Raw genomic sequence first — 13,632 nt, 5'->3', positions numbered from 1 at the left:
TCATGACGTCGCGCGCAGCGTCCGTCAAGGATGGCCGTCGCTCGCTCGAACCTCACGTGGTCTGTTGCCAGGCCACGCCTTGACGGACGCGAGCACGGCGTCATCATGGCAGGCGCAGACCATCCGGGCGGAGCAAAAAACTGCCGCCACTTAATGGTTGCTACGGTACCGCAGTTTGTCGCGAGCTCCTCGCAATGGCGAGCCTTACGGCTCCCCTGGCTTGAACGGCTCCTCCTTACCAGGCGGCACCGTCTCCTCGGCCATTGCCAGCAGCATCGCGACCATCACGTAATTGCCGGCAACTGCAGTGAGATCGACAATCTGCTGGTCGTTGAACACCTTCTTCGCGCGCGCATAAGTCTCGTCGGTGACTTTCTTGGTGGTGGTGAGCTCGGTGAGGAAGTCGTAGACCACCGCCTCGTCATCGGCCATCTTCGACGGCCGCTTGTTGGCCTTCAGCTCCGCGATGATGTCGGCCGACAGCCCTGCCTTCGCCGCCAGCGGCGCGTGCGCGTACCATTCCACCTGCGAGCGCCATTGACGCCCGATGATCAGGATCGCGAACTCGTTGAGCTTGACCGGGACCGAGGTCTCCCAGCGCAGATAGTGGAACAGGTCGAACAGGCGCTGGCCGAGCACGGGGCTGCGGATCATCGGATTGTAGGGTCCGCCGATGCCGACGCTCGACACCTTCATGATCTGCTCGCCGAGCGGCTTCTGCCGGGCGTCGAGCTGATCCATGGTGAGCTGCGGAAACCGTGGCTCCTTGCTGGTGGCGGAGCCGGCAAACATCGTGGCAGCGAACCAGCCGCTTGCTGCGGCAAGCGTGAGCGACGACAGCCAGAGCGTCGTTGCATTCATTTTCCATCCTCCCGGTTTTCTTTGGCGGGAGGATGCTAGTCGAGCGGCACCAGCGCGGTAGCGCTAGATCGCACCAATATCGGCAAGGCAGGCTTGCGTCAGCGTCATGCGGGCTTCGATGTGGCGTGGCTCGCGGCAGTCGATGTTGAGCGCGAACACCGTGTGCGCTTCGCCTTTCTCGGCCCAGCCCACCATCCAGCCGAGCGACGGCTCGCTGCGCTCAGCACCCAGCAGGCCGGACTTGGCGCGAATGACGCTTTCGCCGACCTTGGTCACCGGCAGGATGTCGCAGACGAGATCCTGGCTGCGCTTGCTGATCGGCAGCGCGCGCCGGCGCAGCCGGTCGACGAAGTCGATCTGCTCGACGGCATCGATGCGCAAGGCCCCGGTGAGCCAGAACTGGTCGATGCCGCCGCCGATGTCGCGGTTGCCGTAGTCGAACTCGTCAACATACTTTTGCATGCGCTGCTGGCCGATGCGGCGCGCGATCTCCTGATAGACCGGCACCGCACTGACTGCAATCGCAGTCCGCAGCGTGTGATCCTTGTTCCAGGCCTCGATCGGACGCTTCACGCCGTCCCAGGGAAACACGTCCTTGTCGGGGTCAGTGACCACACCGGTCTCGAGCGCAATCAACGAGTTTGGAATCTTGAAGGTCGAGGCCGGCAGCTTCCCCTCGCCCGAGCGCTCCTTGTCGCTGGCGACGATCAGATAGTCCTCGACCTTGTAGCCGACGAAGGTGCCCGATGTGCCGAAATCGGTGAAGCGTTTGGCCAAGCTGTCGCGGATTTCGTTGCGCGGCGGCGCGACGTGAGCGAGCGCGCGTGACGGCAGGGTGGCGGCTGCGGCAAGCAGACCGAGGGTGGAACGACGGGTCAGCAAGAGCGGTATCCAATGATGATGAGAGTGGTCGCGACAATGCCGCCGATATCTGGTGAAACGATGACAGGTTATTTCTTGAGCACGATGTTTTTTCGGAAGACCGCTCCACACTTTGCGCTAACGCGGTCCTCCGGGGTCCGGATCATGCTCTACCGCCCCCGACCCGAAAGCCGCAGCACGAACACCAGCACTTCGGCGACGGCCTTGTAGAGGTCTGGAGGGATCTCCTCGCCGAGCTCGACCTTGGAGAGCGCGCCGGCCAAGACCTCGTTCTCCTCGATCGGAATGTCATGGGCCTTGGCGATCTCGACGATCTTTTCACCGATCGTGCCCTTGCCCTTGGCGACGACGACGCGGGCGTTGGTGCCCTTCTCGTAGTGCAGGGCAATCGCAAGCTTGGAGGCGTCGCTCATGTGGCCCGATCCAGGAAATGTCCGGCGCGGGCCGGCGCCGGTTGCGGCGGGGTGCCCTCGCGCACCACGATATCACCGGGCTTGAGCTCGGCTCTCGTCAGTGCCTGGTTGAGTTCACCGATGCCGGCGCGGAGCTGCTGCGCCGTCGCCGGCCGCTCCGCCCACATCCGCACAAAAGTCTTGTCGCCGCTCAGCGTGATCAGCGCATGCACGGGACCTGCCGGCTCGACATTAAGTGAGAAGCGCGCGCGCCAGGCACGCGTGGCGGGATCGGCGGATTCGTTGCCGCCGTCGCGCGAGATCTCGAACTGCGCCATCGCGGTGCCCTGTTGGGTTGCGAAGGGAATTTCGAAACTCCATTGCGGCACGGCCGGGTCGATGCGGTGGCCGGAGGCATCGGCGCGATCGGGAAGCGAGGCGATCTGAAGCAATGTCTGCCGCGCGATCGCGGCATCGGTGTCGTCGAGCAGACGGTGCACGGTTGTAGCGAGCGGGGTATCGGGCGCGAGCGATGGCGAGGCGATGGATTGGGGCACCGGCAATGCGCCGCGGAACGGCGGTGGTGTGGTCGCATGGCTGGCCACCTCGAAGATGTGGCCGTCCGGTACGGCCTTGTTAGAGCCGGGCACGTTGCCGATGATCCGCGGCAGGTTCTGCGTCATCTCCTGCAAGAGGCTGGCGGCAAGGCCGGCCGTCAAGGTTTGCGGCATCGCCATTTGTGGCGCCTTGGCAGCCATGTCGGCGAGTACCGCGGCCGCGAGATTAGCGCTGCGTGGCTGTTGCGCCGGTTGGGCAATATCGGGGGCCGCTGACGACAATGCGGCCTGCGCGGCCTCACCTGCTGCCTGCGCCGGCGCGGCGTTGACCTGCGGTGTGCCTGTGTCGCTGGCGGGAATGGCGGCGCCTTGCGTCTGAGGCGCGGTGGTCCCGAGCGCGGCCAGCGTCTGGCGCAGCACGAGCAACGCCGCTTTCAAATCGGGCATTGCGCCGGACGCCGGCGTCCGGCCGGCGGCCAGCGAGGCTTCGAGGAAGAGGCCAGACTTGTGGAAGGCAGTCTCGATATCGCCGCCGTCGAGCCCGGCGTTGAGCGGCGTCTGCTGCGCCAGCACGTCCAGCACGGCCTGCTTCAGCCCCGCCGGCAAATCGCTGCCGACGACGACCGCGGCGAGATTGGCGAATAGCGGCGCTTGGCTGCCTTGCCTGGTCACGGCCTCGGCGGACGCCGCAGTGACGGCAATCTGCTCCGCTGGCGTCAGCGTATTGCGCGCAGCGCTCGTCGACGGCGCAAGCGGCGGGCTATCCATCAGCGAGGCCGCAGCCGGCGTCAGCGTAATCTGATCGGACGCCGCCCCGTCTGCCCCGCCCACGACGACGGCGAGCCGGATGGTGCCGTCGTTCTGCGACACCGCGAGCTGGAGATTCTGCCCCGGCGACAACGCCACTTCCGACATCACGTCCATCGAAAGGTTGGCGATTGCGATCCGCACGAGATTGTCGGCGAGCACGCTGACCACTTTGGCGTCGACAACGCTGCCGGCCTGAAGCACGAGATCGGGCGTCGCCGCGTCAGCCACAGGACTGGCGGCGCTGACCGGAACGATCGAGCTTATCGGCGTCGGCATCTCGGAGGGCCCAGGGAATGCTGGCGCCACCCTAAGGCCGCCGTCGTAAACCTCTCGTTAAGGACCTTCGGGTGCTTGCTGCTTTACCATCGCCAAGACCGTCACGGCGGCCTCGAAATCCCGCAGGCGCGTGGCGCGGCGAGCGGCCGCTTCCTCATCCACGCCCCATTGGTCGATGTTCCAGTCCTCATCGACATGGGCGGCGGCCCAGACCTGCCCAGCATCGCGCGCGCGATGGGCTAGGGCCAGCGCCAGCAGCGCCGAGCCGGTCAACGTTGTCACCATATGGAGCGCCGCGACCGACCAGGCATCCCCCGGCAGCGCGGCGCGCGCGGCCCTGACCGCCTCGTCCGGCTGCTTCACATGCATGATGCCTTCGGACAGGATGAAATGCGCGCCCAGCGTCTCTGCGGCCCAAAACAGCACGGGGTCCCAATGCGCGGCCTCGCGGGCAACCAGCCCTTCGGGGTGGCCGGCGCGATAGAACAACAGGTCGGTCTCGAAGTATTTTGCGAGGTCGTCGCTGACGAGATCGATCCGGTCGATCACACCCTCGACCACACTGTTGGCGATCCGCGTCAGTGGCATGGTCACGGGATCGATCGTCTCGCCCTGTGCCCCCCATTCGGCAGCAACCGCATCGGCGAGCTCGCGCGAGGGAATCAGCACCTGGCGGCCGGAGGGCGTGCGGATCGGCTTGCCGTCGAGGGCGATGGCGAAACCGCCCTCGGCCTCGACTGCGCCGGCATCCTTGTAGAAGCGCTTGCGCAGGGGCGCGCGCGCGGAGGCGCGCGCCGATTCCTGCGGATCCGACGGGGGTTGCCCCGCAGCTTCTTCGAACAATTCGCGCATGTGAGTCTTCGGTCCCGGTCGCTGAATGCTAAGCTTTCAAAGATAAGGGCGGCGGGCGATGAAGCGAGCGGCAGGCATAAGGGAACTTGCGGGCATTGCGGCCCGTTCGCCGGGCTTTGGCTGGCCGCGGCGCCTAGCCCTACTCCTCCGGCGCGTTCTCGATGGGATCAAACCGGGTTGCGTCGAGCCCGAGCAGATTCCACGATTGCTGCATATGCGGCGGCAGTGGTGCCGTGGCGTCGATCACGCCGCCGCGCGGATGCGGAATGACGATCCGGCGTGCCAGGAGATGCAGACGGTTTTGCAAGCCACCCGGCAGCTGCCAGTTCTCGATGTTGAAATATTTGGGGTCGCCGACGATGGGATGGCCGATATGGGCCATGTGGGCGCGGAGCTGGTGGGTGCGTCCCGTCACCGGCTTCAGCGACACCCAGGTCAGCTTGTTGCCGGCGGTCTCGACCATCGCATAGTAGGTCACCGCGTGGCTTGCGCCCTCATCGCCATGCTGGGCGATGCGCATGATAGTGTCGTCCTCGCCCTCCTCCTTCGCGAGAAAGGTCGAGATGCGGCCCTGCTTTGGCTTCGGCAGGCCCGGCACCAGCGCCCAATAGACCTTTCGCGCCGACCGCGAGCGGAACGCGCCGGTCAGATGCGAGGCGGCAAAGCGCGTCTTGGCGATCAGGAGACAGCCCGACGTCTCCCGGTCGATACGGTGCACGAGGCGCGGTTTCTGGCCCTTGGAATCGCGCATCACCTCCAGCATCTGGTCGATGTGCCGCGTCATGCCCGAGCCGCCCTGCACGGCAAGTCCGGCGGGCTTGTTGAGCACGAGCACGTCATCGTCCTCCCAGATCGTCATCTCCTTCAGCGCGGCCAGCGTCTTCTGCGCGGCTTCCGAGAGTGGGCCGGCGGCCTTCGGCGTGTCGAGCTTCAGCGGCGGAATGCGGACGCTCTGGCCCTCCTCAAGGCGGTCCTTGCTGTCGACGCGCTTGCCGTCGACGCGCAGCTCGCCTTTGCGCACGACGCGCTGGATGTGGGAGAACGACAGGCCGGGAAAGCGTGCTTCGAGAAAGCGGTCGACGCGCATGTTGTTCTCGTCGGCCGTGACGGTGACGGTCTGCACCTTGCTCGGCAGCAATGCCTCGACGGACCTTTCCGGCGCGGTCTTTTCCAGCGCAGCTTTGGGTGCGCGCCGCTCGGCGCGCTCGCCTGCAAAGCGCGGCGGCTTGCTCGCTGCCTTGCCGCCCGGCCGCGGCCCCGCTTTCTGCGCGCTGCGCGCCTTGAAGGGACGCGCGTCACCGCGCTCGTCACGCGAACGGGGTTTTGGGTTCATTCTCTTGATGCGGCGGCTCATGGCTGCCTGCCTATCCCAAAAGAGCCCTTTCGTCACGACGAAATGGCGATTGGGCCTCAGCCACCCCGCTCCTTGCGCAGCTTCGCCCAGTAATCCAGCCGTTTTCTGATCTCGCGCTCGAAACCGCGCTCGGGCGGGTCATAAAAAGTCTGGCGGCCCAGGGCTTCCGGGAAATAATCCTGGCCGGAGAAGGCTTCCGGCGTGTCGTGGTCGTATTCGTAAGCTGCGCCGTAGCCTTCCGACTTCATCAGCTTGGTCGGGGAATTGAGGATGTGTTTTGGCGGGAGCAGCGAGCCGGCCTGTTTTGCCACCTGCATCGCCGTGCCGAAGGCAGTGTAGACCGCGTTCGATTTCGGCGCGGTGGCGAGATAGACCACGGCCTGCGCGATCGCGAGCTCCCCCTCGGGATGGCCGAGAAAGTCGAAGGCGTCCTTGGCCGCATTGGCGATGACGAGCGCCTGTGGATCGGCAAGCCCGATGTCCTCAACGGCCATGCGCACGACGCGGCGGGCCAGGAACAGCGGATCCTCGCCGGCATCGAGCATGCGCGCGAGGTAATAGAGCGCGGCATCGGGATCAGAGCCGCGCACGGATTTATGCAGCGCCGAGATCAGGTTGTAATGGCCGTCGGCCGACTTGTCGTAGATCGGGGCGCGGCGCTGCAAAATCTCCTGCAACTGCGCGGCGTCGAAGATCTCGTCCTTGCGCGCGGCGCGCCAGACTTCCTCGGCGAGCGTCAGCGAGGCACGTCCGTCGCCGTCGGCCATGCGCACCAGAACCGCGCGTGCCTCGGCATCGAGCGGCAGCTTCTTGCCCTCGACCGCCTCGGCATGGGCGAACAGCTTTTCGATCGCGGCAGCATCGAGCGAGCGAAACACCAGGACGCGCGCGCGAGAGAGCAACGCCGCGTTGAGCTCGAACGACGGATTCTCGGTGGTGGCGCCGACCAGGACCACCGTGCCGTCTTCCATCACAGGCAGAAACGAATCCTGCTGGGCACGATTAAATCGATGCACCTCATCGACGAACAGCAGCGTGCCCTTGCCCGTCTCGCGGCGGGCGCGCGCGGCATCGAAGGCCTTCTTCAAATCGGCGACACCGGAGAATACCGCCGAAATCTGCTCGAAATGCAGGTCCGTTGCATCCGCCAGCAGCCGCGCCACCGTGGTCTTGCCGGTACCCGGCGGCCCCCAGAAGATGAGCGAGCCGAGCGTGCGCGTCTCCAACATGCGCGTCAGCGCACCGTCCGGACCGAGGATGTGGTCCTGGCCCACAACCTCCGACAGCGCGCGCGGACGCAGCCGGTCCGGCAGAGGATGTGGAGCGTCGTGATCGAGCCCCGCCGCGGCGAAGAGAGTTGGCGTCTCCTGTGGTCGCTTCGGACTCATCCGCCTAGCGTGACGTTGATCTGCTGGCCGCCGCGCACCAGCGTGATGCGCCAGATCCGCGACCGCTCGCCGGCAGCTTTCTCGAGGTCCCCGGTCTTGCTGATCTTTTGGTTGTTGACGGCCAGGATGATGTCGCCTTTCTGGAAACCGACATTAGCGGCCGCGGTATCGCCGCCGATATCGGTGATCACGACGCCTTCGGTGTCGGCATCCAGATGCAATTCGTCGGCGAGCGCCGGCGTGATGGTCGAGACTTTCGCGCCCTGGAACGGCGAGCGCGCGGTCACGACGAGTTCGTTGCGGCCGGTGTCGGGGGCAGTCTCCAGCGCCACCGTCAGCTTGACGGGCTTGCTGCCGCGCTGCACGTCGATCTGCGCGGTACCGCCCAGCGGACGGGTCGCGAAGCGGTAGTCGAAGGCGTTGGGATCGTCCACGGTCTGGCCGTCGATCCCGATGATGAGGTCAGAGGATTTCAAGCCGGCTTTCGCCGCGGGGCCATTCGGCACCACGCTTGCGACCAGCGCGCCGGTCGGCGAGCGCAGGCCGAGGCTTTCGGCGATCTCGGGCGTCACCGCCTGCAATTTTGCCCCGAGCCACGGCCGCTTCACTGCCTTGCCGCCACCCTTGGCGGAAGCGACGACGACGCGCACCATGTTGGCGGGAATCGCAAAGCCGATGCCTTGCGAGCCGCCGGAGCGCGAATAGATCGCAGTGTTGATGCCGGCGAGCTTGCCGCTCATGTCGACCAGCGCGCCGCCGGAATTGCCAGGATTGATCGCCGCATCGGTCTGGATGAAGAACTGGTAGTCGGTGATGCCGACCTGCGTGCGCGCCAGCGCCGAGATGATGCCGTGGGTCACGGTCTGGCCGACGCCGAAGGGATTGCCGATGGCAAGGACGACGTCACCGACCAGCAATTCGTCGGAATTGGTGAAGTCCAGGGTCGGGAATTTCTCCTTGGAGTCCTTCAGGCGAAGCACGGCGAGATCGGTGCGGGAATCCTTCAGCAGGATCTCGGCCTCGAATTCGCGCTTGTCCGACAATGACACTTTCACCTGGTCCGCGCCCTCGATGACGTGGACATTGGTGACGACGAGGCCGGAGGCATCGACGATGACTCCGGAGCCGAGCGAACGTTGCATCTGCTCGGGCTGCTGGCCCGGCACGCCGAAGAAACGGCGGAAGATGGGGTCGTCGAGCAGCGGATTGCGGTTCTGCACCACCTTGGCGGCATAGACGTTGACGACGGCCGGCTGCACACGCTGCACGATCGGTGCATAGGACAGCCGCAGCTCGGCCGGCGACGATGGGACCCGACGGTCCTGCGCAGCAGTCGGATTGAAGTGGGCTGAAAACGCTATGCACAGGGCCGCGACGACGGCGCTCCAGGTCGATCGAAACATTCCTACCTCTTGGAAAAGACGCCGGAATATAGGCGCGTTCGCCCGCCAATAGAAGGGCGCCGGGCGGCAATATTCGGCCCATTCCCCGCGGTGTCCGAGGTGCAAGCACAGCGTGCGAATGGGCAATTTGCCAGAGCGGTGGATTGGCATGATGCGTGTCATCCACCATTGTAGTGTCGAGCGGATTCGGTTGCGGCGAATTGGCATCAGTGGGAACCGCGCAACCGGGCGCAGCGTCGCGGGGCAGTCATCGATCACACCTAGGCTCCGCCAGCGACTTGGGGAAGTTCGTCAAACGATGGAGTCATGACATGAGCAGAACAAGGATTGCGGCCACGGCGATTGGTCTCGCCGGCGCGCTGGCGGCCTCGCAGGCCCAAGCCCAAGCCCAAACGGTAAGCAGCAGCGAGGAGATCGCGCTGTTGAAGCAGCAGCTGAAGATGCTGGAGCAGAAGCTCGACAAGCTCCAGAGCCAGACCGCGGCGAACACAGCGGCTACGGCGAAGGCCAGAGCCGAAGCGAAGGCTGAAGCTAAGGCCGAGGCGCGCTCGGAGGCAAAGGCCGTCGTTGCCAACGCCAATGCGGCAATCCCCGTCAAAGGACCGGCGCCGGCCTCCGGTGTGGTCGTGACGATGCCGAACAACCGGCCGACTGTCTGCACCGCGGATCAGGCCAATTGCGTTGCCATCACCAGCCGCCTGCACTGGGATGTCGGTGGCTATGACTATCGTCCGAACACCGCGGCGACTGTGCCGCAGAAGCTCGACAGCGGCCAGAACGTTCGCCGCGCGCGCATCGGCCTCACCGGCAAGTTCTTCAACGACTGGAACTTCGCGCTGGTCTACGACTTCGGCGGCTCGTCCGATGGATTTGGCGGCGCGGCGCCGGGATCCCTTCCGGGCGGTGGCGTCTCCGGGGTCGAGAACGCCTATCTCAGCTACACCGGCTTGAAGCCGTTCGGCGGACGGATGGCGATCGAGGCCGGCATCATGGACCTGCCCTACACCATGGACGAGGCGACGAGTTCCAACGACATCATGTTCATGGAGCGCGCCTCGCCCGGCGTGATCGCAACCAACATCGCGGCCGGCGACTTCCGCTCCGCAGCCGGTGCGCGCTGGTTCAACGACCAGCTCTGGATCGGCGGCTATGTCACGGGACCGTCGACCGGTGCGATCCACTCCGCGTCGAGCGCGGCACCACCCGGTACCAGCGAGCAATATGGCGCGGTGGCGCGCGTGGCCGGCAATCCGATCAGCGGCAAGGATTATTCGGTACATATCGGCGCCGACGCGCAATGGCTGATCCAGCCGCCGCGCAACCTGATCGCCAACACGCAGACGGTCACGCTCAGCGACCGTCCGGAATTGCGTCTCGACCCGACCACGCTGATCTCCACCGGCGCTATCGCCAATGCCTCAGGCGCGCAGGTCTACAGCGTCGAGGCAGCGGCGACCTACGGCCCGTTCATCGTTCAGGGTGAGTACTTCTGGTACAATGTCGATCGCACAGCCAACACCGGCGTGCCGCTGGTCGGCGCACCGAGCCTGAAATTCCAGGGCGGCTATGCCCAGGCCGGATACGTGCTGACGGGCGAAGGCCGCACCTACAATGCGGCCAACGCGGCCTATAGCGGCGTCAAGCCGGCGCACCCGTTCTCGCTCGACGGTGGCGGCTGGGGCGCCTGGGAGATCGCGGGACGTTTCTCCACCATCGATCTCAACGACCAGCTGGCAACCGCCAACGGCGTCGCCGGCGGACGGCAGACGGTCTACACGCTCGCGCTCAACTGGTACGTCAACGGCAACGTCCGCTTCATGCTCGACTACCTGCACGGAACTGTGTCACGGCAGGCCTCGCCGATCTCGACCGCCGATGTCGGCTCGAAGTTCGACGCCGTCGCGATGCGCACGCAGTTCGCGTTCTGAGGCAATCTCATCCGGGAGCAGATCGATCCGCTCCCGGATGTTTACGCCGCGCGCTTCGGCTTCTTCACCACGACCGGCGGCGGCGCACAGGACAGCCGCTGCTGGTGGCTCTCGCCCCAGGCTTTCAGGATGTCGATGACTGGCTTGAGGCTCTCGCCGAGTTCGGAGAGGCAATACTCCACGCGCGGCGGCACCTCCGCATAGACCTTCCGAATCACGAGCTTGTCCTCCTCCAGCGCGCGAAGCTGCTTGGTCAGCATGCGCTGGGTGATGCCGGGCATCCGGCGACGCAATTCGCCGAAGCGCTGGGTGCCGCTCTGGAGGTGGTAGAGGATGACACCCTTCCACTTGCCGTCGATCAGATCCAGCGTCGCCTCGACCGAGCAGCCGGGGCGCCGGGCAAAATTGCGCCGTTTCATGCGTGTTTTTCCGATAGTATCCAAACAGGGACTATATCCCCAAATTTACAGTACTTGCCAAATCGGGGCCAGAGCGACAGTTAGGGCGGCGAGCGAACAGAAGCCATCTGATGGAGACAAGCCATGAAGGCCGTCGGCTACAGGAAATCGCTTCCGATCGAGGACGCGGATTCACTCATTGATTTCGAGACCGCAAAACCCGAGCCTGGAGGGCGCGACATCCGCGTCGCCGTGAAGGCGATCTCGGCCAACCCGGTCGACTACAAGGTGCGCAAGCGCGCCGCCCCGCCCGAGGGCGAGATCAAGATCCTCGGCTATGACGCGGCGGGCGTGGTCGATGCCATCGGTCCCGACGTCACGCTGTTCAAGCCAGGTGATGAAGTGTTTTACGCTGGTTCTATTCTGCGTCAGGGTACCAACTCGGAATACCACCTGGTTGACGAGCGCATCGTCGGCAACAAGCCGAAGAGCCTGTCGTTCGCGCAAGCGGCCGCCCTCCCCCTCACCTCCATCACCGCATGGGAGCTTCTGTTCGACCGTCTCGGCGCAATACCCGGCAAGAGCGTCGATCCGCGCACACTGCTGATCACCGGCGGCGCCGGTGGCGTCGGCTCGATCCTGATCCAGCTCGCCCGCCGCCTCACTGGCCTCACAGTGCTCGCGACCGCGACGCGGCCGGAGTCGCAAAAATGGTGCCTCGATCTCGGCGCCCATGCGGTGATCGACCACGGCAAGCCGATGAAGGAGCAGATCGAGAGCTTGAGGCTGCCGCCGGTCGCCTTGGTCGCAAGCCTCACCTTCACCGACCAGCACTACAAGGCGATCGCTGAGTTCATGGCACCGCAGGGCAAGTTCGGCCTGATCGACGATCCGCCGGAATTCGCCATGATCACATTCAAGGGCAAGGCGATCTCGGTGCACTGGGAGTCGATGTTCACGCGTTCCTCGTTCCAGACCCCCGACATGATCGCGCAGCATCATCTGCTCGATGACGTCGCCGACCTCATCGACAAGGGCGTGTTGCGCACCACGCTCGACCAGACCTTCGGCACCATCAATGCGGCCAACCTCAAGCGCGCGCACGCGCTGCTCGAAAGCGGCAAGTCGCGCGGCAAGATCGTGCTGGAGGGGTGGTAGCGGCTCCGGCGTCGGTGCGTAGGGTGGGTTAGCCGAAGGCGTAACCCACCCTACGTTTCCGCCACGCCTTCGACGAACATCAGCCGCCGCTCCAGCGCCGTCTGCCGCACTCTTAGCGCTTCGGCATATTCCGTTGAAGCGTACCATTCCTTCAGCCTCGCCATCGACGGGAATTCGACGATGACGATAGCCTTCGGTGGAAGATTACCTTCGGCCAGTTCAGCCTTGCCGCCGCGGACGATATAACGCCCGCCGTATTGCGCGATCGTCTTCGCGGCCAGCGTACGATAGGCTTCAAATTCATCGGGATCGCGCATCTCGACTTCGGAAATCACATAGGCTGTCATGCCGACCTCACGCAATGGTGTTGACGATGCCGCCTTCCGCCCGCAACGCCGCACCGTTGGTCGCGGATGCTTCCTTGGACGCGACATAGACCACCATGTTGGCGATCTCGTCGACGCTGGCGAAGCGTTGCAGCAGCGAACTCGGACGATGCTGCCTGACAAAATTGGCGGCGGCCTCTTCCACCGACTGTCCGTTCTGCCTAGCGAGATCCTTGACGAAGGTCTCGACGCCCTCGGACATGGTCGGGCCGGGCAGCACGGAATTAACTGTGACGCCGGTGCCGCGAGTGAGCTGCGCGAGGCCCCGCGCGACCGAGAGCTGGGCCGTCTTACTCATGCCGTAGTGAATCATCTCGACGGGAATGTTGAGTCCGGACTCCGAGGAGATGAAGACGATGCGGCCCCAATTGCGCTTCAACATGCCTTTCAGATACGCCCGCGACAGACGGACGCCGCTCATCACGTTGACTTCGAAGAAGCGACTCCAGTCCTCGTCGGGAATCTCGAAAAACTCCTTCGGCTCGAAGATGCCGGCATTGTTGATGAGGATGTCGATCTCGGGAAGCGCCGCCACGAGCGTCTCGCAGCCTGCCGCCGTTGAGACGTCGGCGGCGATGCCACGGATCTTGGCGCCGGTCTCTTCCAGCTTGCGGACGGCGGCATCGACCTTGTTCCGGCCGCGGCCGTTGATCACGACGCTGGCGCCCGAAGCGGCAAGGCCCTTGGCGATGGCGCGGCCGATGCCGGCAGTGGAGCCGGTCACCAGCGCGGTTTTTCCCGAAAGGTCGATGTTCATGCGTTATCTCCATTGAGGTTGGTGGAGATATGTGCCCCGCGTGCCATCGCAATCACCGCTCACCGACGCGTGAGTACCAACGGCCACAACACGGAATCGTAGGCGGGCAAAGCCAAGCGTGCGCATCATTCAGAGCGCTCGCGAAGCCTTCTGCAGCATTCGGTGCGAAACGCACGGTCGCCGAATTCTGCAGATCCGGGTCGGGCGTCTTCCAAACTTCGGAAGAGACA

General features: G+C 64.9%; 13 protein-coding genes. 2 read left to right on the top strand and 11 right to left on the bottom strand.

Annotated elements, in window-relative coordinates; translation table 11 throughout:
- Positions 1-204 precede the first annotated feature (204 nt).
- The 8 genes from IVB12_RS34120 to IVB12_RS34085 form a co-directional block, all read right to left on the bottom strand.
- A complete protein-coding gene (locus IVB12_RS34120) occupies positions 205-861 on the bottom strand; it encodes a carboxymuconolactone decarboxylase family protein (RefSeq protein WP_247306352.1) in 657 nt (218 codons plus the stop codon).
- A gap of 63 nt (positions 862-924) precedes the next feature.
- Complete coding sequence (blaOXA, locus tag IVB12_RS34115) at positions 925-1,743, bottom strand: class D beta-lactamase (protein WP_247306350.1); 819 nt, start codon at positions 1,741-1,743, stop codon at positions 925-927.
- Positions 1,744-1,892: 149 nt separating this feature from the next.
- Complete coding sequence (locus IVB12_RS34110; RefSeq protein WP_247306348.1) at positions 1,893-2,156, bottom strand: EscU/YscU/HrcU family type III secretion system export apparatus switch protein; 264 nt, start codon at positions 2,154-2,156, stop codon at positions 1,893-1,895.
- Positions 2,153-3,778 carry a flagellar hook-length control protein FliK gene (locus IVB12_RS34105; RefSeq protein ID WP_247306346.1) on the bottom strand — a complete coding sequence of 542 codons (1,626 nt, stop codon included), beginning with the start codon at positions 3,776-3,778 and terminating at the stop codon, positions 2,153-2,155. Before IVB12_RS34105 ends, IVB12_RS34110 begins: the two co-directional genes overlap by 4 nt.
- A gap of 57 nt (positions 3,779-3,835) precedes the next feature.
- Positions 3,836-4,630: an ATP12 family protein gene (locus IVB12_RS34100; RefSeq protein ID WP_247306344.1), complete on the bottom strand. Its 795-nt coding sequence runs from the start codon at positions 4,628-4,630 to the stop codon at positions 3,836-3,838.
- A gap of 139 nt (positions 4,631-4,769) precedes the next feature.
- Positions 4,770-5,984, bottom strand: a complete 1,215-nt coding sequence (locus IVB12_RS34095) for an RluA family pseudouridine synthase (protein WP_247306341.1) — start codon at positions 5,982-5,984, stop codon at positions 4,770-4,772.
- A gap of 56 nt (positions 5,985-6,040) precedes the next feature.
- Positions 6,041-7,372: a replication-associated recombination protein A gene (locus IVB12_RS34090; RefSeq protein ID WP_247306340.1), complete on the bottom strand. Its 1,332-nt coding sequence runs from the start codon at positions 7,370-7,372 to the stop codon at positions 6,041-6,043.
- Entirely contained in the window at positions 7,369-8,775 is a 1,407-nt protein-coding gene (locus IVB12_RS34085) for a DegQ family serine endoprotease (RefSeq protein WP_247306338.1), read from the bottom strand. Before IVB12_RS34085 ends, IVB12_RS34090 begins: the two co-directional genes overlap by 4 nt.
- Before the next feature lie 311 nt (positions 8,776-9,086).
- Between IVB12_RS34085 and IVB12_RS34080 the strand changes: the two genes are divergently transcribed.
- Positions 9,087-10,703, top strand: a complete 1,617-nt coding sequence (locus tag IVB12_RS34080) for an OprO/OprP family phosphate-selective porin (protein WP_247306335.1) — start codon at positions 9,087-9,089, stop codon at positions 10,701-10,703.
- A gap of 41 nt (positions 10,704-10,744) precedes the next feature.
- On the opposite strand, the gene IVB12_RS34075 is transcribed toward IVB12_RS34080, so the two are convergent.
- Positions 10,745-11,122: a helix-turn-helix domain-containing protein gene (locus IVB12_RS34075; protein WP_018647266.1), complete on the bottom strand. Its 378-nt coding sequence runs from the start codon at positions 11,120-11,122 to the stop codon at positions 10,745-10,747.
- 123 nt (positions 11,123-11,245) lie between these two features.
- Here IVB12_RS34075 and IVB12_RS34070 point away from each other — a divergent pair, with 123 nt between their 5' ends.
- Positions 11,246-12,259, top strand: coding sequence for a zinc-binding alcohol dehydrogenase family protein (locus tag IVB12_RS34070; protein ID WP_247306333.1), 1,014 nt, complete (start codon positions 11,246-11,248; stop codon positions 12,257-12,259).
- A 50-nt stretch (positions 12,260-12,309) separates the two neighbouring features.
- Here the strand turns inward: IVB12_RS34070 and IVB12_RS34065 are convergent, their stop codons facing one another.
- Positions 12,310-12,606 carry a DUF1330 domain-containing protein gene (locus IVB12_RS34065; protein WP_247306331.1) on the bottom strand — a complete coding sequence of 99 codons (297 nt, stop codon included), beginning with the start codon at positions 12,604-12,606 and terminating at the stop codon, positions 12,310-12,312.
- Positions 12,607-12,613: 7 nt separating this feature from the next.
- Complete coding sequence (locus IVB12_RS34060; protein WP_247306328.1) at positions 12,614-13,402, bottom strand: SDR family oxidoreductase; 789 nt, start codon at positions 13,400-13,402, stop codon at positions 12,614-12,616.
- Positions 13,403-13,632: the final 230 nt, after the last annotated feature.

The organism is Bradyrhizobium sp. 179, assembly GCF_023073535.1.
GTDB lineage: Bacteria > Pseudomonadota > Alphaproteobacteria > Rhizobiales > Xanthobacteraceae > Bradyrhizobium.
Note: the sequence above shows the minus strand (reverse complement) of the source record. Positions and strands in the feature narration are given on the sequence as shown.

What these genes read in the sequence shown, in the direction of transcription:
- IVB12_RS34120 (WP_247306352.1), bottom strand. Translation starts at nt 861, where the DNA reads ATGAATGCAACGACGCTCTGGCTGTCGTCGCTCACGCTTGCCGCAGCA.
- IVB12_RS34110 (WP_247306348.1), bottom strand. Translation starts at nt 2,156, where the DNA reads ATGAGCGACGCCTCCAAGCTTGCGATTGCCCTGCACTACGAGAAGGGC.
- IVB12_RS34105 (WP_247306346.1), bottom strand. Translation starts at nt 3,778, where the DNA reads ATGCCGACGCCGATAAGCTCGATCGTTCCGGTCAGCGCCGCCAGTCCT.
- IVB12_RS34100 (WP_247306344.1), bottom strand. Translation starts at nt 4,630, where the DNA reads ATGCGCGAATTGTTCGAAGAAGCTGCGGGGCAACCCCCGTCGGATCCG.
- IVB12_RS34095 (WP_247306341.1), bottom strand. Translation starts at nt 5,984, where the DNA reads ATGAGCCGCCGCATCAAGAGAATGAACCCAAAACCCCGTTCGCGTGAC.
- IVB12_RS34090 (WP_247306340.1), bottom strand. Translation starts at nt 7,372, where the DNA reads ATGAGTCCGAAGCGACCACAGGAGACGCCAACTCTCTTCGCCGCGGCG.
- IVB12_RS34085 (WP_247306338.1), bottom strand. Translation starts at nt 8,775, where the DNA reads ATGTTTCGATCGACCTGGAGCGCCGTCGTCGCGGCCCTGTGCATAGCG.
- IVB12_RS34080 (WP_247306335.1), top strand. Translation starts at nt 9,087, where the DNA reads ATGAGCAGAACAAGGATTGCGGCCACGGCGATTGGTCTCGCCGGCGCG.
- IVB12_RS34075 (WP_018647266.1), bottom strand. Translation starts at nt 11,122, where the DNA reads ATGAAACGGCGCAATTTTGCCCGGCGCCCCGGCTGCTCGGTCGAGGCG.
- IVB12_RS34070 (WP_247306333.1), top strand. Translation starts at nt 11,246, where the DNA reads ATGAAGGCCGTCGGCTACAGGAAATCGCTTCCGATCGAGGACGCGGAT.
- IVB12_RS34065 (WP_247306331.1), bottom strand. Translation starts at nt 12,606, where the DNA reads ATGACAGCCTATGTGATTTCCGAAGTCGAGATGCGCGATCCCGATGAA.
- IVB12_RS34060 (WP_247306328.1), bottom strand. Translation starts at nt 13,402, where the DNA reads ATGAACATCGACCTTTCGGGAAAAACCGCGCTGGTGACCGGCTCCACT.